General features: G+C 70.9%; 20 protein-coding genes. 9 read left to right on the top strand and 11 right to left on the bottom strand.

Annotated features, from left to right (window positions below):
* Positions 1-106 precede the first annotated feature (106 nt).
* The 5 genes from DOO78_RS01140 to cynS all read left to right on the top strand — a co-directional run bounded on the left by DOO78_RS01140 (position 107) and on the right by cynS (position 4,171).
* Positions 107-1,357 (top strand): glycosyltransferase family 61 protein, encoded by a 1,251-nt coding sequence (locus tag DOO78_RS01140; RefSeq protein WP_165838660.1) that lies wholly within the window; start codon positions 107-109, stop codon positions 1,355-1,357.
* Between the two features lie 97 nt (positions 1,358-1,454).
* Positions 1,455-2,162 carry a ribonuclease activity regulator RraA gene (locus DOO78_RS01135; RefSeq protein ID WP_111467875.1) on the top strand — a complete coding sequence of 236 codons (708 nt, stop codon included), beginning with the start codon at positions 1,455-1,457 and terminating at the stop codon, positions 2,160-2,162.
* Positions 2,163-2,226: 64 nt separating this feature from the next.
* Complete coding sequence (locus tag DOO78_RS01130) at positions 2,227-2,676, top strand: acyl-CoA thioesterase (RefSeq protein WP_165838659.1); 450 nt, start codon at positions 2,227-2,229, stop codon at positions 2,674-2,676.
* Positions 2,676-3,638: a Bug family tripartite tricarboxylate transporter substrate binding protein gene (locus DOO78_RS01125; RefSeq protein WP_111467873.1), complete on the top strand. Its 963-nt coding sequence runs from the start codon at positions 2,676-2,678 to the stop codon at positions 3,636-3,638. The genes DOO78_RS01130 and DOO78_RS01125 overlap by 1 nt, the downstream gene beginning before the upstream one ends.
* Positions 3,639-3,724: 86 nt before the next feature.
* Entirely contained in the window at positions 3,725-4,171 is a 447-nt protein-coding gene (gene cynS, locus DOO78_RS01120; RefSeq protein ID WP_111467872.1) for a cyanase, read from the top strand.
* 39 nt (positions 4,172-4,210) lie between these two features.
* Here cynS and DOO78_RS01115 read toward each other — a convergent pair whose 3' ends face one another.
* The 11 genes from DOO78_RS01115 to DOO78_RS01070 form a co-directional block, all read right to left on the bottom strand.
* Positions 4,211-5,440, bottom strand: a complete 1,230-nt coding sequence (locus tag DOO78_RS01115) for an MFS transporter (protein ID WP_207802750.1) — start codon at positions 5,438-5,440, stop codon at positions 4,211-4,213.
* A gap of 63 nt (positions 5,441-5,503) precedes the next feature.
* Positions 5,504-5,938 carry a hypothetical protein gene (locus DOO78_RS01110; RefSeq protein ID WP_128079979.1) on the bottom strand — a complete coding sequence of 145 codons (435 nt, stop codon included), beginning with the start codon at positions 5,936-5,938 and terminating at the stop codon, positions 5,504-5,506.
* Between the two features lie 191 nt (positions 5,939-6,129).
* On the bottom strand, positions 6,130-6,681 hold the full coding sequence (locus tag DOO78_RS01105) for a HupE/UreJ family protein (protein ID WP_207802748.1): 552 nt from the start codon (positions 6,679-6,681) through the stop codon (positions 6,130-6,132).
* On the bottom strand, positions 6,678-7,301 hold the full coding sequence (gene ureG, locus DOO78_RS01100; RefSeq protein WP_111467870.1) for an urease accessory protein UreG: 624 nt from the start codon (positions 7,299-7,301) through the stop codon (positions 6,678-6,680). Before ureG ends, DOO78_RS01105 begins: the two co-directional genes overlap by 4 nt.
* Positions 7,298-8,011, bottom strand: a complete 714-nt coding sequence (locus tag DOO78_RS01095) for an urease accessory protein UreF (protein WP_111467869.1) — start codon at positions 8,009-8,011, stop codon at positions 7,298-7,300. The genes ureG and DOO78_RS01095 overlap by 4 nt, the downstream gene beginning before the upstream one ends.
* Positions 7,989-8,498, bottom strand: coding sequence for an urease accessory protein UreE (ureE, locus tag DOO78_RS01090; protein WP_341538223.1), 510 nt, complete (start codon positions 8,496-8,498; stop codon positions 7,989-7,991). The genes DOO78_RS01095 and ureE overlap by 23 nt, the downstream gene beginning before the upstream one ends.
* Before the next feature lie 32 nt (positions 8,499-8,530).
* Positions 8,531-9,142, bottom strand: coding sequence for a hypothetical protein (locus tag DOO78_RS27030; protein ID WP_128079978.1), 612 nt, complete (start codon positions 9,140-9,142; stop codon positions 8,531-8,533).
* Positions 9,143-9,154: 12 nt separating this feature from the next.
* Positions 9,155-10,867: an urease subunit alpha gene (gene ureC / locus DOO78_RS01085; protein WP_111467867.1), complete on the bottom strand. Its 1,713-nt coding sequence runs from the start codon at positions 10,865-10,867 to the stop codon at positions 9,155-9,157.
* Positions 10,867-11,172 (bottom strand): urease subunit beta, encoded by a 306-nt coding sequence (locus DOO78_RS01080; RefSeq protein ID WP_111467866.1) that lies wholly within the window; start codon positions 11,170-11,172, stop codon positions 10,867-10,869. The genes ureC and DOO78_RS01080 overlap by 1 nt, the downstream gene beginning before the upstream one ends.
* Positions 11,169-11,471 (bottom strand): urease subunit gamma, encoded by a 303-nt coding sequence (locus tag DOO78_RS01075; protein ID WP_111467865.1) that lies wholly within the window; start codon positions 11,469-11,471, stop codon positions 11,169-11,171. The genes DOO78_RS01080 and DOO78_RS01075 overlap by 4 nt, the downstream gene beginning before the upstream one ends.
* 42 nt (positions 11,472-11,513) lie before the next feature.
* Complete coding sequence (locus DOO78_RS01070) at positions 11,514-12,428, bottom strand: urease accessory protein UreD (RefSeq protein WP_111467864.1); 915 nt, start codon at positions 12,426-12,428, stop codon at positions 11,514-11,516.
* Between the two features lie 126 nt (positions 12,429-12,554).
* Between DOO78_RS01070 and DOO78_RS01065 the strand changes: the two genes are divergently transcribed.
* The 4 genes from DOO78_RS01065 to DOO78_RS01050 are packed head-to-tail and all read left to right on the top strand — an operon-like array spanning position 12,555 to position 16,425.
* Positions 12,555-13,679: an ABC transporter ATP-binding protein gene (locus DOO78_RS01065; RefSeq protein WP_207802746.1), complete on the top strand. Its 1,125-nt coding sequence runs from the start codon at positions 12,555-12,557 to the stop codon at positions 13,677-13,679.
* Between the two features lies 1 nt (position 13,680).
* Positions 13,681-14,715 carry an extracellular solute-binding protein gene (locus DOO78_RS01060; RefSeq protein ID WP_111467863.1) on the top strand — a complete coding sequence of 345 codons (1,035 nt, stop codon included), beginning with the start codon at positions 13,681-13,683 and terminating at the stop codon, positions 14,713-14,715.
* Complete coding sequence (locus tag DOO78_RS01055; RefSeq protein ID WP_243634291.1) at positions 14,712-15,611, top strand: ABC transporter permease; 900 nt, start codon at positions 14,712-14,714, stop codon at positions 15,609-15,611. Before DOO78_RS01060 ends, DOO78_RS01055 begins: the two co-directional genes overlap by 4 nt.
* Complete coding sequence (locus tag DOO78_RS01050) at positions 15,604-16,425, top strand: ABC transporter permease (RefSeq protein WP_111468220.1); 822 nt, start codon at positions 15,604-15,606, stop codon at positions 16,423-16,425. The genes DOO78_RS01055 and DOO78_RS01050 overlap by 8 nt, the downstream gene beginning before the upstream one ends.
* Positions 16,426-16,428: the final 3 nt, after the last annotated feature.

Genomic DNA, 16,428 nt, shown 5'->3' with positions numbered 1-16,428 from the left:
GTGAGCCCACTGATCGGGATCTGCTCCAGACCCAGCAAGGATCGGTTAAGCTCGTGGCGCAATGCAACGGGTACGCCAACGCGACTGGGCGAGCCTGCCGAACACGATGGCGCCCATCGTATGGACAGTGGTGGCGAAGATCGCGCTGCCCGCGCTGCTTCGTGGCGTCAGCTCGGCCCGGCCCCAGGCCGCCGAGGCAATGGAGGAAGCAAGCTCCTTGTCGTCCAGTTTGTCTGCAATCCAGCATACTCAGCGCTTCACCTCACGGCCGGCCACGGAATGCGGCTCTTTGCTGGCCGAACAATCCAATGGCGGCCGCTACCGTCGCATCACACCGGTGATCAAGGGACCAGTGGTCTGCTGGATTGCCGATCTCATGAAGCCGCACCTGACCGAAGAGGTGGTTCCTCCGCCTGCACAGGTCGTCAGGCTGCGCGACGCGACTGTCACCGGCGTCGGCACCATCGTCATTGATGGCAGCACGATCGTCCGCGAAAGCCTTATCAACGCGCATCACGCCAAGGATATCGATGATTTCGTCCTGACGGACGAGGCCGGCCTCTATGAGGCGAAGCCGGACTATCGCGGCAGCGAGCCCTTGCCGGATGGCACCTATGTCCTGCTGAAACAGCGCTGGGACAGCAATTACGGGCACTGGTTGGTGGAAAGCCTGCCGCGACTGAGCTTGCTGGAAGGGCTGGTTGACCTGACCCGATGCCGCTTTCTGCTGACCGCCGCGGCGCCGGCGATGCGCAAGGTCTATGCGGACTCTCTCGCCGCCTATGGCATCACGGAAGAACAGCTTGTCTGGCCAGGCCCGAGGCCGCAATTCGTCAAGGACCTCATTTATCCCCTGCCACTCACTGTGCAGCCATGGGTGAAGGCGCCAGTGGTTATCACGGCCCTCGAAGAGTTGGGACGGCGGCTCCTGGCGACGGCCACGCCCGCACCTCAACCGGAGAAACTGTATGTCAGGCGCCCCGATGGGGCCCGTCGGAAGCTGCGCAACGAGGATGCGGTCCTTCGCATGGTGGAGCAACGCGGCTATGTCGTCACCACCCCTGGACTCATGAGCCTGGCCGCGCAGGTGCAGACATTCTCGCGTGCCAGCCATATCGTAGGGGTCCTCGGTGCGGAATGCACCAATCTGGCCTTCTCCCCGCGCGGTATCCGCTTCCTGGGCTTGGCTCCGGAGCACATGCAGGACGATTTTTTCTACGACTTATGCTCCCACAAGAAGGGTCAGTATTTCTGTCTACATGGCACTTCTGACAACCCTTCGGAGGGTTTCGCCTCCTCCTTCGAAGTGGACCTTCAACTCTTCACCCAGATGCTGGAAGACCACGAGGCTGGCTGAGGGCGCCTGTCGGCATCCGTCAGCAGGCGTCTCCAACCCCCTGGTGTGACCCGGGCAACGAGGCTAATCCAGAGGGACCAACGGGCAGGAGCGCCGCATGTCCCTCGACCCCACCGCCCGCGCGACGCTGGAGACCATCTCCACCGCCACCATCACCACCCTTCTGCTCAAGAAGGGCCTGCGCAACATCTGGATGCGCGGGCCGCAGCCCTTCACCCCGACCGCCAAGGGCAAGCGCCTCGTCGGCCCCGCCTTCACGCTGCGCTTCGTCCCGGCGCGCGAGGACCTGGCGACGCCCGAGAGCTGGTCCTCCCCCCGCTCCACCCGCGCCGCGATCGAGGACATGCCGGAGGGCGTCATCGCCGTCGCCGATGCCATGGGCGTCGCGGATGCCGGCATCTTCGGCGACATCCTCTGCGCCCGGCTGCGGAAGCGCGGCGTCGCCGCCCTCGTCACCGATGGCTGCGTGCGCGACGTCGCCGGCGTGGTCGGCACCGGCATGCCGGTCTGGTGCCGCGGCGGCGCCGCGCCGCCCTCGGTCGCCGGCCTCACCTTCGTCGGCTGGCAGGAGCCGATCGGCTGCGGCGGCGTCGCCGTCTTCCCGGGCGACATCATCGTCGTCGACGATGACGGCGCCGTCTGCATCCCCGCCGCCTTCCTCGACGAGGTGCTGGCCGGCGGCACCGAGCAGGAGCGGCTGGAGGCCTGGATCGTCGGCAAGGTCGAGCAGGGCGAGAAGCTGCCCGGCCTCTATCCGCCGAATGCCGAGAACAAGGCGCGCTACGAGGCCGAGAAGAAGCGCTGAGCCCGGCTTGACGCGCGGCGGTGCGGCCGGGAGCCTCGGGCCCAAATCCGGAGGATTCCCGCCCATGCCGCCGCCGCCGCCCGCGCCCGCACGCTTCCCCTTCTGGACGGAGGAGAAGCTGCGGATCGCCGACACGGACATGAATGGCCATGTCAACAACGGCGCCATCGGCGCCTTCTGCGAGGCCGGCCGGGTCGAGGTCATGCGCGCCATCGCCGGCCCGCCGGAGAGCAGCCCGGTGCGCATGGTCGTCGCCCGGGTCGAGATCGACTACCGGGCCGAGATCCATTTCCCCGGCCGGGTGCGCATCGGCACCGCGGTGACGCGGCTCGGCGGCAGCAGCCTCACCGTCGAGCAGGGGCTGTTCCGCGAGGGCGCCTGCTTCGCCACCTCGCGCGCCGTCATGGTGATGCTGGACCCGGCCACGCGCCGGCCGGCGCCCATTCCCGCCGCGCTGCGCGCCGGCTTCGCGGCCCTCGCCCCCATCGGGGAAGCGGCGGAGGAGAGCGCGTGATGCGCCGCCGCCCGCTGCTCGCCGCGCTCGGCGCGGGCCTCGCCTCGCCGCTGCCGGCCCGGGCCCAGGGGCGCTGGCCGGAGCGCCCCGTCCGCATCATCGCCCCCTTCCCGCCCGGCGGCACCGTCGACATCTTCGCCCGCCTCACCGCCGCCTGGCTGCAGGAGGCGCTCGGGCAGGGCTTTGTCGTCGAGAACCGCTCCGGCGCCGGCGGCAATATCGGCGCCGCCGCCGTCGCCCGCGCCCAGCCGGATGGCTACACCCTGCTGCTGGGCTCGCCCGGCACCCAGGCGATCAATGCCCATCTCTACCCGAACCCCGGCTATGACGGCATCGCCGATTTCGCGCCGATCTCGTTGGTCACCGAGGTGCCGAACCTGGTGGCGGCGCATCCCTCGCTCGGCATCGGCGATGCGGCCGGGCTGATCGCGCTGGCCAAGCAGCGGCGCCTCGCCTATGGCGAGACCAGCATCGGCGGCAGCACCCATCTCGCCGCCGAGCTCTTCCGGATGCAGGCGGGGATCGAGGGCGACCACGTCTCCTATCGCGGCAGCACGCCGATGCTGGGCGACCTGCTGCCCGGCCGCATCGCCTGGGGCGTCGACAACCTGCCCTCCATCCTGCCGCATATCCGCGCCGGAACGCTGACGGCCATCGGCGTGACCAGCCGGCAACGCTGGTCCGGCGCGCCGGAGATCCCGGCCATCGCCGAGACCCTGCCGGGCTACGAGGTCACCGCCTGGTTCGGGCTGCTGGCGCCGCGGGAGACGCCGCCAGCGATCATCGCCACGGCGAATGCCGCGCTGGTGCGGATGCTGGGCACGCCGGAGGCGGCGCGGCGGCTGGCCGAGCTCGGCGGGACGCCGCTCCCCGGCACGCCCGAGGCCTATCGCGCGCATATCCTGGCCGAGCACCGGAAATGGGGCGAGGTGATCCGGCAGGCGGGCATCCGGCTGGAGTGACGACCGGCCGGCGCCCGGCCCGCGGCGCCGGCGCTGGCACGGCCATTGCCACGCCGCCTCGCCACCGAACCCGAGGAGGGGCCCGCATGAACGATCCGAAGACCGCGCTCGGCCGCAAGATCCTGGGCCTGAAACGGGCGAATGGCCTCACATGGGCCGAGATCGCCGCCCGCATCGGCATGAGCCCGGTCTGGACCTGCGCCCTGTGCATGGGCCAGATGAGCGCCGAGCCGGCCCAGGCCAAGGGCATCGCCGAGCTGCTCGGCCTCGACGAGGAGGAGGCGGCGCTGCTCTGCGAGATCCCCTATCGCGGCGCCCAGCCCATGCCGCCGACCGACCCGCTGATCTACCGCTTCTACGAGCTGATCCTGGTCTATGGCACGAGCTGGAAGGAGATGATCCAGGAGGAGTTCGGCGACGGCATCATGTCGGCGATCGACTTCGACATGGCGCTGGAACGCCAGCCGGACCAGAAGGGCGACCGGGTGAAGATCACCCTGTCCGGCAAGTTCCTGCCCTACAAGCGGTACTGACGCCGCGCCGCGGGCCGGCACGAAGGGCGGGCGGGGCGCCTATCGCGCCGCCCCCTCGGTGGGGTCGTGCGCCAGCGGCGAGGCATCCGGGGCAAGGATGGCGAAGGGTCGCGCCAAGCGCGCCGGTGCCGCCCGTCCCAGGCTCGTCAGCACCGCGACCGCGCCGATCGCCAGCGCCACCGCCGCCATGCCGTAGAGCAGCCCGTCGAGGCCGAGCCAGGCCATGGCCGCCGACCCGAGCAGCGGGCCGATGACCGAGCCGATGCCGCTGATCAGGATCAGGTTGGCGCTGACCGCGACCACGCGATCGGCCGGCATGCGGTCATGGGCATGCGCCACGCAGACGGGATAGAGCGTCGACATCGCCCCGCCGAGCAGCGCGGCGGCGGGAAGCACCACGCCGAGCCGGTGCGGCAGGACCGATAGCAGCACCACCGTCACCGCGAAGAGGAGGCTGAGCGCCCCCAGGACCAGGCGGCGGTCGAAGCGGTCCGAGAGCCGGCCGACCGGGATCTGGAAGGCAAGGCCGCCCAGCACCGCGGCGAGCATGAAGAGCGCGATGGTGGTTCGCTCGATGCCCTCGCCCTGCATCCAGGCCGGGGCGAGGGCGAAGAAGGCGGCGCTGAGCAGCCCCGACAGGGCGCAGCCCGTCACCGCGACCGGCGCGGCGCGCCACAGCGCGCCATAGCCGAGGGGGGCGGTCGCGCTCGCCCGCGGCGGCTCCGCCCGCGTCGCGCTCACCATGGCGAGCGCCGCGGCGAAGAGCGCGACGATGATGTTGAAGGCGACGAAGGAGTCGACCGGGGCGCGGGCGATCAACAGCTGCCCCGCGGCGAGCGCGACGAAGGTGCCGACCATGTAGGTCGAGAAGACCCGGCCGCGAATGCTGGCCGGCGCCTTCGCGTGCAGCCAGCTCTCGGTCGTGACGAAGATGCCGGCGCAGCCGAAGCCGACCAGCGCCCGCAGGACCGCCCAGGCCAGGGCGCCGGGCCAGATCGGCATCACCGCGGTGGCCGCGACGACGATGCCGGCGAAGGCGGCATAGGCGCGGATATGCCCGAGGCGCAGGATGATCGGCGTGCTGCGCATCGCGCCGAGGGTGAAGCCGGCGAAATAGGCGCTCAGCACCAGCCCGGCGAGCCCGCCGGCGACATCCTCGGCGACGCGCAGCGCGACGACCGTGCCGAAGAAGCCGTTCGCCAATTGCACGGCACTGGTTGCCGCGATCAGCGTGCCGATCTGCGCATACAGGCGGTCAGGCCGGTCCATCCTGGTCCTCCGATGGGCATGGAACGAGCGCCGATGGGCCGCACACCGGACAACCACGCGCAGTTAGGGGAACGGCCGCCATTCCTGGCCTGGCACCGACCCGTCGATGCCAGGCACCGGCTCGGGCCCGGGCTCAGGCTCGGGGGCCACGGCGGGGACGGCAGGGCCGATCGCGCCGCCCCGCCGCATGACGTAGCATTCCTGCACCAGCGGCACACAGGCGGAATAGGGCGAGACGCGGCCGCCGACGGCGCGCGGGAAGGCGATGCGCCGCACATGGCCCCCGGCCAACTCGAACACGGCGCTGCATTCGCCCTGCCGCGTGAGGTTGAACCCGAGGGCGAGCGTGGTGACCATCACTTCGCTCGTCGTCGCCGTGCGGTCATAGGCCCAGTATTGCAGGTCGCCATCGCCGGCGAGGGTGCGGTTCGGCGGCCCGGCGCAGAGCCGCAGATCATTCGCCGAGAGCCCGACGAGCTGGATGCGCGCGCGCCGCACGACGACATCATCCGCCACGTCGCAGGCCGCGAGACAGCCGGAGGCGGCGCCGAGCAGCCAGGCCAGGCGGCGCAGGGGCGAAACCAGGGCGGGGCGCCGGGCCGGGACAGCGCCGCGCCGGGCCCGGACGCGGCCCTGCCCCGCCCAGGCCCGCGCCGCGGAACCGTCCCGGCCGGCTAGCTGCCCTTGCCTCAAGCGGCGCGGCGCAGGCCGCTGCCGAAGCCGATCCGCTGCAGCAGCGCGGCGAAACCCAGGCCGGCACCGATCAGCGCTGCCGTCACCAGCAGGAAGCCGAGCACGAAGCCCGGCATCGCCAGGCCTTCGGCGCCATGCGCCTGGCCATGCAGCAGCCCGGCCAGGGCGGTGATGCCGGCGGCGAGCGGCAGGGGCAGCGGCACCGCCAGCGCCGCCAGGGCCACCAGCAGGATGACCGAGGCGAGGATGCCAGCCTCCATCCCCGGCACCACCAGCCCGGCGGCGCCCAGGCCGAAGCCCGCCAGCATCGCCAGGAGGAAGGCGGCGGGCAGCGCCAGCCGCGCCCGGCCGCCCTGCAGCCCGGCCCAGAGCCCGACCATCAGCATGGCCAGCAGGTGATCCATGCCACTCAGCGGGTGCAGCATCCCGGCCAGCAGGCCGAGATCCTCGGCATGGCCGGGATGGGCGAGGGCCGGCAGCGGCGCCAGCAGGGGCAGCGCCAGGGCGGCCAGGGCCTTGCCGGATGGGGTCATGCCAAGCCGGTTCATGCCGCGCGCTCCCGCCCCGGGATGCCGCCCTGCGCCAGGATGAACTCCACGATCTCCGCCACGCCCCTGTCCTCCTTGAGATTGGTGAAGATGAACGGCCGCGGCCCGCGCATGCGGCGGGCGTCGCGGTCCATGACCGAGAGATCGGCGCCGACCAGCGGCGCCAGGTCGATCTTGTTGATCACCAGCAGGTCGCTGCGGGTGATGCCCGGCCCGCCCTTGCGCGGGATCTTGTCGCCGGCCGAGACGTCGATGACGTAGATCGTCAGGTCGGCCAGCTCCGGGCTGAAGGTGGCGGCGAGGTTGTCGCCGCCGGATTCGATGAACAGCACCTCGAGCGCCGGGAAGCGCTCCACCATGTCCTGCACCGCGGCGAGGTTGATCGAGGCATCCTCGCGGATGGCGGTGTGCGGGCAGCCGCCGGTCTCGACGCCGGCGATGCGCGCCGGCTCCAGCGCCCCGGCGCGGGTGAGGAATTCGGCATCCTCGCGCGTGTAGATGTCGTTGGTGATGACGGCGATGTCGTGGCTCGCCCGCAGATGCCGGCAGAGCCGCTCGGTCAGCGCCGTCTTGCCGGAGCCGACGGGGCCGCCGATCCCCACCCTGAATGGTCCGCTCATGATCGGAACAGCCTCGTATATTGCGTCTCGTGGCGCATGGAGAGGAGGTCGAGCAGCGGCGCGGCGGTGCCGAGCGTCTCGGGATCGGCGGCGAGGGCGGCATCGGCCGCCGTCTCCACCACCGGCAGCAGCGCCGCGGTCGCCACCTGCCCGTCGGTCTGGCCGAGCGGGACCAGCCGCACCCCGGCCGAGACCAGGTTGGCGGCGAAGCCGGCCAGCCAGCCGGCCAGCGCCGGGCGCAGCGGCACGCCCTGGAAGCCGGCGGCGGCGCCGAAGGCCACGGCATGCGTCAGCGCCCGGGGATGCCGCGCGACGAAGCCGGCGAAGCGCGGCTCCGGCCAGGCGGTCCGCGTCACCGCGGTGAAGGCGGCGCCCTGCGCCAGGGCCTCCAGCGCCGTCTCCGCCGTGCCGCGCCAGGCGGCGGCGAGCTGGGCGACCTCATCCAGCCGCGCCGCGTCATCCGCCGCCGCCGCCCGCCAGGCCGCGGCCAGCAGCGCGCCGTCGATCCGCCCGGCGCCGGCGCGCAGCACGGTGGTGACATAGGCGGTGAGGCCGCCGCGGTCCGTCACCCGCCCCTCCTCCACCGCCATCTCCAGCCCATGGCTGTAGCTGAAGCCGCCGACCGGATAGGCGGGGGAGAGCCAGGCGAGCAGCCGGTGCAGCGCCCCGGCGTCCAGCCCACCGGCCTTAGTCGTGATGGTGGTGGCCATCGCAGCCGTCATGGGCGTGGTCCTGGTGCCCATCGCCGTGGTGATGATGGTGATGGCCGGGCTGGCGGTTGTGCTCGCCATAGGCGCCGCCCTCCGGGTTGAAGGGCGCGTCCACCCGCCGCAGCGTGGCGCCGAGGCCGCGCAGCATGGCGGTGATGACATGGTCGTCGCGGATCAGCAGCCGCTCCGCCTGGATCTCGGTCGGCAGGTGCCGGTTGCCGAGATGCCAGGCGAAGCGCAGCAGCCGCTCCGGCGTCGCCGCCCGCACCTCCACCAGCGGCTCCGGCGCGGCGCGGACCAGGATGACGCCGCCCTCCTCCAGCAGCAGCCCGTCGCCGTCGCGCAGCGCCACCGCCGTATCGAGATCGAGCAGGAAGGCGAAGCCATCCTCGGCCGCATAGCGCCGGCGACGGCGGAAGCGGTCGTCGAAATCGAGGGTGACGACATGCTTCGCGGTGCGTTCCACCCAGCCGCCTTGGGGCAGCACCTGCGTGGCGCGGGGAAGGTCAGTAACCATATCTATTGACCACGAGTAACACCAGCCATAGAATTCAGCAGGATATTGTCCTCGAGAACTTCTTTGTATACGATAGGCCATGTAGCAAAAATACGCTCAAGTAAACATAGTAAATCTACGCATTTTTCAGCATCATGCAAAATTTTGACCTCAAATTGCATTAAATTGTTTATTTTAAAAATATTTTCCACATTTCCAAAAGCAGCCCCGGGTGTCAATGTCCAAAGAAAAGTATTTATATCATCGTTTTTAGAATCTCTGCCTGCATGCTTCTGCGAATTTGCAATAGTGTTAATAACCCGCCCTTCAGCAAAATATTTCCTCATTCTTTCTGTGATTCCTTTTTTTATCTTCCTCTTATTCTGAGTTTTCATTGTGTTGTCAACAAAAGACAAATTCCATTCAGCAATGATGTCTGCTGCGGCCCAATCTATCAAGTGATTTGCAGTAATTATGCAGTTGAAGGCATGATCCCTGTAGTCAGTCTCCGTTGCAGCTTCCTTCAAACGAGCAATCTCCCGCCCCAGCTTTTCCAAAACATCTCCGAAACAATTAAAGCCGCCGGTTTGTGGTTGGCGTCGCTTTTGCTCTAAGGCTGTCAGGAAGTCGCTCATGCTTGTTCGGCTTCAAAAAAGAAAATAGCGCTGCGCCATGGGCAGCAGCTTCGCCGGCTCGCAGACCAGCAGCTCGCCATCGGCGCGGACCTCGTAGGTCTCCGGGTCCACCTCGATCCGCGGCAGGGCATCGTTCAGCACCATGTCGCGCTTGCCGATGCCGCCCCGCGTATTCGCCACCGCGAGCAGCGGCTTGCGCAACCCGAGCCGCTCGCCGATCCCGCCCTCCAGCGCGGCGCGGGAGACGAAGGTGACGCTGCTCGCCTGCATCGCCGCGCCGAATTGCGCGAACATCGGCCGGTAATGCACCGGCTGCGGCGTCGGGATGGAGGCGTTGGGGTCGCCCATCGGCGCCATGGCGATGCTGCCGCATTTCAGCACCAGGTCCGGCTTCACCCCGAAGAAGGCGGGCGACCAGAGCACGAGATCGGCCAGCTTGCCCGGTCCCACGCTGCCGACATGCGCCGCGATCCCCTGCGCGATGGCCGGGTTGATCGTGTACTTGGCGATGTAGCGGCGGGCGCGGATGTTGTCGTTGTCGCCCGTCTCCGCCTCCAGCCGGCCGCGCTGCTGCTTCATCTTGTGCGCGGTCTGCCAGGTGCGGATGATCACCTCGCCGACCCGCCCCATCGCCTGGCTGTCCGAGGACATCATGCTGATGGCGCCGAGGTCGTGCAGGATATCCTCCGCCGCGATGGTCTCGCGCCGGATGCGGCTCTCGGCGAAGGCCACGTCCTCCGGGATGCGCGGGTCGAGGTGGTGGCAGACCATGAGCATGTCGAGATGCTCGTCCACGGTGTTCACCGTGTAGGGCATGGTCGGGTTGGTCGAGCTCGGCAGGAAATTCGGCTCGCCCACCACCCGCAGGATGTCCGGCGCATGGCCGCCGCCCGCGCCCTCGGTGTGGAAGGCCTGGATGGTGCGGCCGCCGATCGCCTTGATCGTGCTCTCGACGAAGCCGCTCTCGTTCAGCGTGTCGGTGTGGATCGCCACCTGCACGTCGAGCGCATCGGCGACGGCAAGGCAGGTGTCGATCGCCTTCGGGGTCGTGCCCCAATCCTCGTGCAGCTTGAGGCCGCAGGCGCCGGCCAGGATCTGCTCCTCCAGCGCCGCCGGCAGCGCGGCATTGCCCTTGCCGAGGAAGCCGAGATTGACCGGCAGCCCCTCGGCCGCCTGCAGCATGCGCGCCATGTGCCAGGGCCCCGGCGTCGCGGTCGTCGCCAGCGTGCCATGCGCCGGGCCGGTGCCGCCGCCGAACAGGGTGGTGATGCCGGCGGCCAGCGCCTCCTCCACCTGCTGCGGGCAGATGAAATGGATATGCACGTCGAGCCCGCCGGCGGTGAGGATCCGCCCCTCGCCGGCGATGATCTCGGTGCCCGGGCCGATGATGATGGTGACGCCCGGCTGGGTGTCCGGGTTGCCGGCCTTGCCGATGGCGGCGATGCGCCCGTCCTTCAGCCCGACATCCGCCTTCACGATACCCGTATGGTCGAGGATCAGGGCATTGGTGATGACGGTGTCCATCGCGCCGCCGGCGCGCGTCACCTGCGACTGGCCCATGCCGTCGCGGATCACCTTGCCGCCGCCGAACTTCACCTCCTCGCCATAGAGGGTGAAGTCGCGCTCGACCTCGATGACGAGGTCGGTATCGGCCAGCCGCACCCGGTCCCCGGTGGTCGGGCCATACATGCCGGCATAGGCGGCGCGGGAGAGGCGTGCGGGCATCAGACCTGTCCTTCCGTCTCGCCGCGGAAGCCGTGCACCAGCCGGGCGCCGGCCAGGGCGACGAGGCGCACCTGCCGGCTCTGCCCCGGCTCGAAGCGCACCGCGGTGCCGGCCGGGATGTCGAGCCGCCGGCCGCGGGCCTGCGCCCGGTCGAAATCCAGCGCCGGGTTGGTCTCGGCGAAATGGTAATGGCTGCCGACCTGCACCGGCCGGTCGCCGGTATTCGCCACCTCCAATGCGATGGAATCGCGGCCGGCATTCAGCTCGATCTCGCCGGCGGCGGGAAACACCTCGCCCGGGATCATCGGATCGGCTCGTGCACGGTGACGAGCTTGGTGCCGTCGGGGAAGGTCGCTTCCACCTGGATCTCGTGGATCATCTCGGCGATCCCCTCCATCACCTGGGCGCGGCTGACGACCGTGGCGCCGTCGCGCATCAGCTCGGCCACGCTGCGGCCGTCGCGCGCGCCCTCGACCACGAAATCGGTGATCAGCGCGACGGCTTCCGGGTGGTTGAGCTTCACGCCGCGCTCCAACCGCCGGCGCGCCACCTGCGCGGCCATGGCGATCAGCAGCTTGTCCTTCTCGCGGGGCGTCAGGTTCATGCAGGGCCTCGGGCGTGGTGCGGGATCATGCGGTGCGGCCGCTCATGTCGTCCAGAGCCGCGGCAGGCGCGGCGGCAGGCCGAGCGCCAGGGCGCGCAGCGCCGGGATCGCCGCGGCGAGCGCCGCCCGCACCGCCGTGGCGGGACCGAGCCAGCGGGCCAGCAGCAGGCCGGGCCGCGGCAGGGTGGCGGCGCCGGGCGCCAGCGCGGGGAGATCGCGCAGCAGCGCGCGGCCGGCCTCGGCCTCGCCGCCGGCCAGCAGCAGCATGGCCGTCGCCTCCGCCCCGGCGAAGCCGAAGGGATCCTCCGCGGCCGGCGGCATCCCGTCATCCAGGGCCAGGGCATCGGCCCAGAGCAGCGCCCCGTCCGGCCCGTGCAGCCGCCAGCGGTCGCGCAGCATCCCCGTCGCCAGCCGCTCGCCGCGGGCGGCGCGGCCGAAGACCAGCATCTCGGCGGCCAGCAGCACCGCCCCGGGCGCGAGCTCGGCGCGCATCCGCCGGTCCAGCCGCGCCCCGTCGAAAAGGATCGTCTCCTGCGGCAGGTATTCCAGCCGTGCCCCGGGGCCGAGGGCGAGATGGCTCTCGATCCGCGTCTCCGGGCCGAGGCTGCGATAGACCTTCTCCGCCGCCGCGGTGCAGAGGGTGGCAGTGGCCCCGGCCTCCAGCCGCACCGCCTGGCGCAGCGAATCGCCGCCCGCGAGGCCGCCGGCGCAGTTGAGCAGCGCGGCGAGCGGCGGCTCCCCCGGCTCGGGACGGGGGAAGAGCAGGCGCAGCGGCGCCTGCTGGTAGAGATGCCGCAGCACCGTCGCCGGCTGGCCGCCGCGCGGCGCGGTGCCGAAGACCAGCTCGAAGGCGCCGTCGGCACGCTGGTGACGGCTGGGCGGGGCCGGGGTGTCGCGCGGCATCGGCCGGACCATGGCATGCGGCGCGACGGGGCGGAACCACCCCGGCCGATGCATGCGGCGCAGGCATCCTGCCCCGAGATTGAACAGGGTCCGGCGCCGGCATCGCGGCCCCGGCGCCGGACGGCCTGGCCATGCGCTGGCATGCGGGTTGCGTCGCCGTCATCCCGAACGGAGACGCCAGTGCTGTTTCGCCCCATCCCGCCGGCCCCTGGCCCAGCGGCCTCCCTGCGCGGCCATACCCTCGACGTGCTCGGGCTCGGCGTGCGCTACGGCGCCTTCACCGCGCTCGATGCCGTCGATCTCTCGGTGCAGGCGGGCGAGGTGCTGGCGCTGCTCGGCCCCTCGGGCTGCGGCAAGACGACACTGCTGCGCACCGTCGCCGGCTTCGTGCGGCAGGATGCCGGGCAGGTGCTGATCGACGGCGCGGCCATCGACGACCTGCCGCCCAACCGCCGCCGGGTCGGCATCGTCTTCCAGAATTACGCGCTGTTCCCGCATATGTCGGTGGCGGAGAACGTCGCCTACGGGCTGCGGGCGCGCGGCGAGCCCCGCGCCCGCATCGGCCCGCGCGTCGCCGAGCTGCTGGAGATGGTGCAGCTCGGCCCGCTGCGCGACCGGCGGCCGGGCCAGCTTTCCGGCGGCCAGCAGCAGCGCGTGGCGCTGGCCCGGGCGCTGGCCATCGAGCCCTCGATCCTGCTGCTCGACGAGCCCTTCGCCGCGCTCGACCGCTCGCTCCGCCTCGACATGCAGATCGAGATCAAGCGGCTGCAGCGGCAACTGGGCCTGACGGCCATCCTGGTCACCCATGACCAGGACGAGGCGATGAGCGTCGCCGACCGGATCGCGGTGATGCGGCGCGGCCGGATCGAGCAGCTCGGCACGCCGGTCGAGATCTATGACGCGCCGCAGAGCCTCTTCGTCGCCGGCTTCATCGGCACCACCAACCGCCTGCCCTGCATCGTGGAGGGCGCGGCGGACGGGATGGTCGCGCTGCGCCTCGGCGACGGCACGGCGCTCACGCTGCCGGGGGAATCGCCGCCCGGCCCGGCGCTGCTGACGGTGCGGCCGGAGCAGCTCGTCCTGCACGAGAGCCCCGGCCCCGGCCGCTTCCCGGTCGCGCTCGGCCTCGCCCTGCCGCTGGGCGGCCAGGCGATCCGCGAGGCGCGGCTGGCGGACGGCACCGCGCTGCGGCTGACCGAGCCGCGCCTCGGCGCCATCCGGGCGCTCGGCGAGCGGGCCCATTGCGGCCTCGCCCCCGGCGCCCGCCCGGCCCTTTTCCCACGCCCCGATCCCGAGGAGGATTGAGATGTCCCTGGCTTTCCCGCGCCGTGCCCTGCTGGCCGGCGCCGCGGCGCTGGCCGCGCCCTTGGTGATGCCGCGCCCGCTGCGCGCGCAGAAGGGCGGCAGCCTGGTCGCCACCACCTATCCCGGCATCTGGGACGACAGCTTCCGCGAGATCGTCGCTCCGGCCGCGCTGAAGACCAAGGGCGTCGAGGTCGAGTTCCAGGCGCTCTTCGCCGTCGACCAGATCGCCAAATTCGCCGCCTCGCGCGGCGCCCCGCCCTTCGATGCCTTCGTGCTCGACCCCGGCCCGCGCATCACCGCCATCGAGCGCGGCATGTTCGAGCCCTTCGACGGCAAGAAGCTGACGACCCTGCCCAAGCTGCCGCCGCAGCTCGTCGACCAGTGGGGCGCGGGCTGCGCCGCGCAGGTGGTCGGCATCGCCTACAACCCGAAGAAGGTGCCGAAGCCCGGCGGCTGGGACGACCTGCTGAAGGAGCCCTGGGTCTCCCGCCTCGGCCTCACCGGCTTCGGCACCACCTTCGGCACGGTCAGCCTGATCGAGCTGGCCAAGGTTTTCGGCGGCAGCGAGACCAATGTCGAGCCGGCGCTGGCCGAGCTGAAGAAGGTGCTGCCGAAGATCGCCGCCGTCGGCACCCCGGCGGCGATGCCGGGCCTGTTCCAGCAGGGCCAGTGCGATGTCATGTACACCAACACCCAGACGGTGATGGCGCTGAAGGACCGCGGCGTCGACATCGAATTCGCCACGCCGAGGACGGGCGCCGTCGCCTTCTTCACCACCCTGCACATCGCCAAGGGCAGTGAGAATGTCGAGGCGGCTTACAAGTATATCGACACCGTGCTCAGCGCGCCGGTGCAGGAGGCGCTGACCAGGCCGCCGGCCAATCTGGTACCGGTGAACAAGGACGTCCCTCTCTCGCCCAACCTGCCGATGAAGAGCCTCGACGAGATGTCGGGGTTCGTCACGCATGACTGGGCGAAGATCAACCCGCTGCGGGGCGGCTGGATCGAGCGCTTCAACCGCGAGATGGCGAAGTGAGCGGCGCGGCGGCCCTGGCGGCGGCGCCGGCCGGCCGGGCCGCCGCGCCGGCCCGCGCCCGCCGCCTCACCCCCTGGGGGTTGGCGGCGCCGCTCGGCCTCGCCTATGCCGCCTTCTTCGTCGCGCCGCTGCTCATGCTCGTCGCCGTCTCCTTCTATGCCGATGAGCGGATGACGCGCTGGGGCCTCGACCAGTGGCGGCGCTTCCTGCTCGACGGCTTCCACTGGAAGGTGGTGGCCGACACGCTGCTGCTCGGGCTGAAATCCGTCGTCGCGACCACCCTGCTCGGCTTCCCCTTCGCCCTGCTCTACCGCGGCGCCTCGCCGCGCTGGCAGCGGGTGCTGCTCTTCGTCGCGGTCATGCCGCTGCTGACCAGCGTGGTCGTCCGCACCTTCGCCTGGATCGTCATCCTGGGGCGGGAGGGGGTGGTGAACCAACTCGTGCTCGGCCTCGGCCTGGCCGCCGAGCCGTTGCGGCTGCTGCAGACGGAGCTTGGCCTGGTGATCTCCCTCACCCAGATCGAGATGCCCCTCCTCCTGCTGCCGCTGCTCTCCGTCATGGCCCGGATCGACCCGCGGCTGCTCGATGCCTCCGCCTCGCTCGGCGCCTCGCCCTGGCGGACGCTGTTCCGCGTCATCCTGCCGCTCGCGGCGCCCGGGCTCGCCGCCGGCTGCCTGCTGGTCTTCGCCTCCTCGACCACCGCCTTCATCAGCCAGTCGGTCATCGGCGGCGGGCGGCTGGTCTATCTGCCGGCGATGATCTGGCAGCAGGCCATGGTGGTGGCCAACTGGCCCTTCGCCGCGACGGCCGCGATCGCCCTTCTCGTCTCGGTCTCGGCGGTCATCGCGGTGATCGCCTATGCCGGCCGCGTCGCCGCGGGGCATGCGCATGGCTAGGCGCCGGAATGCCAGCGAGATCTCCTACGGCCTCGTCATGGGCGGGCTGGCGGTGCTCGCCCTGCTCATCCTGGTCGGGCCGGTGCTGGTGGTGCTCGCCACCTCCTTCACCGACAGCCGCTCCATCCGCTTCCCGCCGGAGGGCTTCTCGATCCGCTGGTACGCGCTGCTGCTGGATGCCGGCCGGTCGCGGCAGATCCACCGCGCCGCCGGCAACACGCTGCAGGTGGCGCTCGTCTCGGCCGGCCTCGCCACGCTGCTCGGCACGGCGGCGGCGCTCGGCCTCTCCCGCCTGGCCGGGCGCGCCGGGCGGGCGGCCGATGCCTTCCTGATGTCGCCGCTGGTGCTGCCCGGCCTCGCCTTCGGCCTGGCGGCGCTGATGTACTTCACCCTGCTCGGCTTCCGCCCCTCGCTCGAGCTGATCATCGCCGGGCATCTGGTGGTCGTCGCGCCCTTCGTGCTGCGCACCGTCGGCGCCTCCCTCTCGCAGCTCGACCCGGCGCTGCTGGATGCCTCGCTCAGCCTCGGCGCCAGCCCGCTGCACGGCTTCCGCCGCATCACCCTGCCGCTGATCGCCCCCGGCATCGCCGCCGGCGCCTTCCTCGCCTTCATGGCCTCGGTCGACAACGTGCCGGTTTCCCTCTTCCTCTCCTCGGCCCGGACGGACATGCTGCCGATCCGGATGTGGGGCATGATGGAGAGCACCCTCGATGTCCGGGTGGCCGCCGTCTCCGGCACGCTCGTGCTCGCGGCCTTCCTGCTGATGCTGGTGATGGAGCGGTTCACCGGCCTGACGCGCCGCATGCGGGGCTGACAC

The sequence above is a fragment of the Roseicella frigidaeris genome (assembly GCF_003258945.1).
Taxonomy (GTDB): Bacteria; Pseudomonadota; Alphaproteobacteria; order Acetobacterales; family Acetobacteraceae; genus Paracraurococcus; species Paracraurococcus frigidaeris.
Note: the sequence above shows the minus strand (reverse complement) of the source record. Positions and strands in the feature narration are given on the sequence as shown.

Excerpts from the sequence above, each read along its gene's own strand:
- DOO78_RS01140 (WP_165838660.1), top strand. The coding sequence starts at position 107 with ATGGCGCCCATCGTATGGACAGTGGTGGCGAAGATCGCGCTGCCCGCG.
- DOO78_RS01135 (WP_111467875.1), top strand. The coding sequence starts at position 1,455 with ATGTCCCTCGACCCCACCGCCCGCGCGACGCTGGAGACCATCTCCACC.
- DOO78_RS01130 (WP_165838659.1), top strand. The coding sequence starts at position 2,227 with ATGCCGCCGCCGCCGCCCGCGCCCGCACGCTTCCCCTTCTGGACGGAG.
- DOO78_RS01125 (WP_111467873.1), top strand. The coding sequence starts at position 2,676 with ATGCGCCGCCGCCCGCTGCTCGCCGCGCTCGGCGCGGGCCTCGCCTCG.
- cynS (WP_111467872.1), top strand. The coding sequence starts at position 3,725 with ATGAACGATCCGAAGACCGCGCTCGGCCGCAAGATCCTGGGCCTGAAA.
- DOO78_RS01115 (WP_207802750.1), bottom strand. The coding sequence starts at position 5,440 with ATGGACCGGCCTGACCGCCTGTATGCGCAGATCGGCACGCTGATCGCG.
- DOO78_RS01105 (WP_207802748.1), bottom strand. The coding sequence starts at position 6,681 with ATGAACCGGCTTGGCATGACCCCATCCGGCAAGGCCCTGGCCGCCCTG.
- ureG (WP_111467870.1), bottom strand. The coding sequence starts at position 7,301 with ATGAGCGGACCATTCAGGGTGGGGATCGGCGGCCCCGTCGGCTCCGGC.
- DOO78_RS01095 (WP_111467869.1), bottom strand. The coding sequence starts at position 8,011 with ATGGCCACCACCATCACGACTAAGGCCGGTGGGCTGGACGCCGGGGCG.
- DOO78_RS27030 (WP_128079978.1), bottom strand. The coding sequence starts at position 9,142 with ATGAGCGACTTCCTGACAGCCTTAGAGCAAAAGCGACGCCAACCACAA.
- ureC (WP_111467867.1), bottom strand. The coding sequence starts at position 10,867 with ATGCCCGCACGCCTCTCCCGCGCCGCCTATGCCGGCATGTATGGCCCG.
- DOO78_RS01080 (WP_111467866.1), bottom strand. The coding sequence starts at position 11,172 with ATGATCCCGGGCGAGGTGTTTCCCGCCGCCGGCGAGATCGAGCTGAAT.
- DOO78_RS01075 (WP_111467865.1), bottom strand. The coding sequence starts at position 11,471 with ATGAACCTGACGCCCCGCGAGAAGGACAAGCTGCTGATCGCCATGGCC.
- DOO78_RS01070 (WP_111467864.1), bottom strand. The coding sequence starts at position 12,428 with ATGCATCGGCCGGGGTGGTTCCGCCCCGTCGCGCCGCATGCCATGGTC.
- DOO78_RS01060 (WP_111467863.1), top strand. The coding sequence starts at position 13,681 with ATGTCCCTGGCTTTCCCGCGCCGTGCCCTGCTGGCCGGCGCCGCGGCG.
- DOO78_RS01050 (WP_111468220.1), top strand. The coding sequence starts at position 15,604 with ATGGCTAGGCGCCGGAATGCCAGCGAGATCTCCTACGGCCTCGTCATG.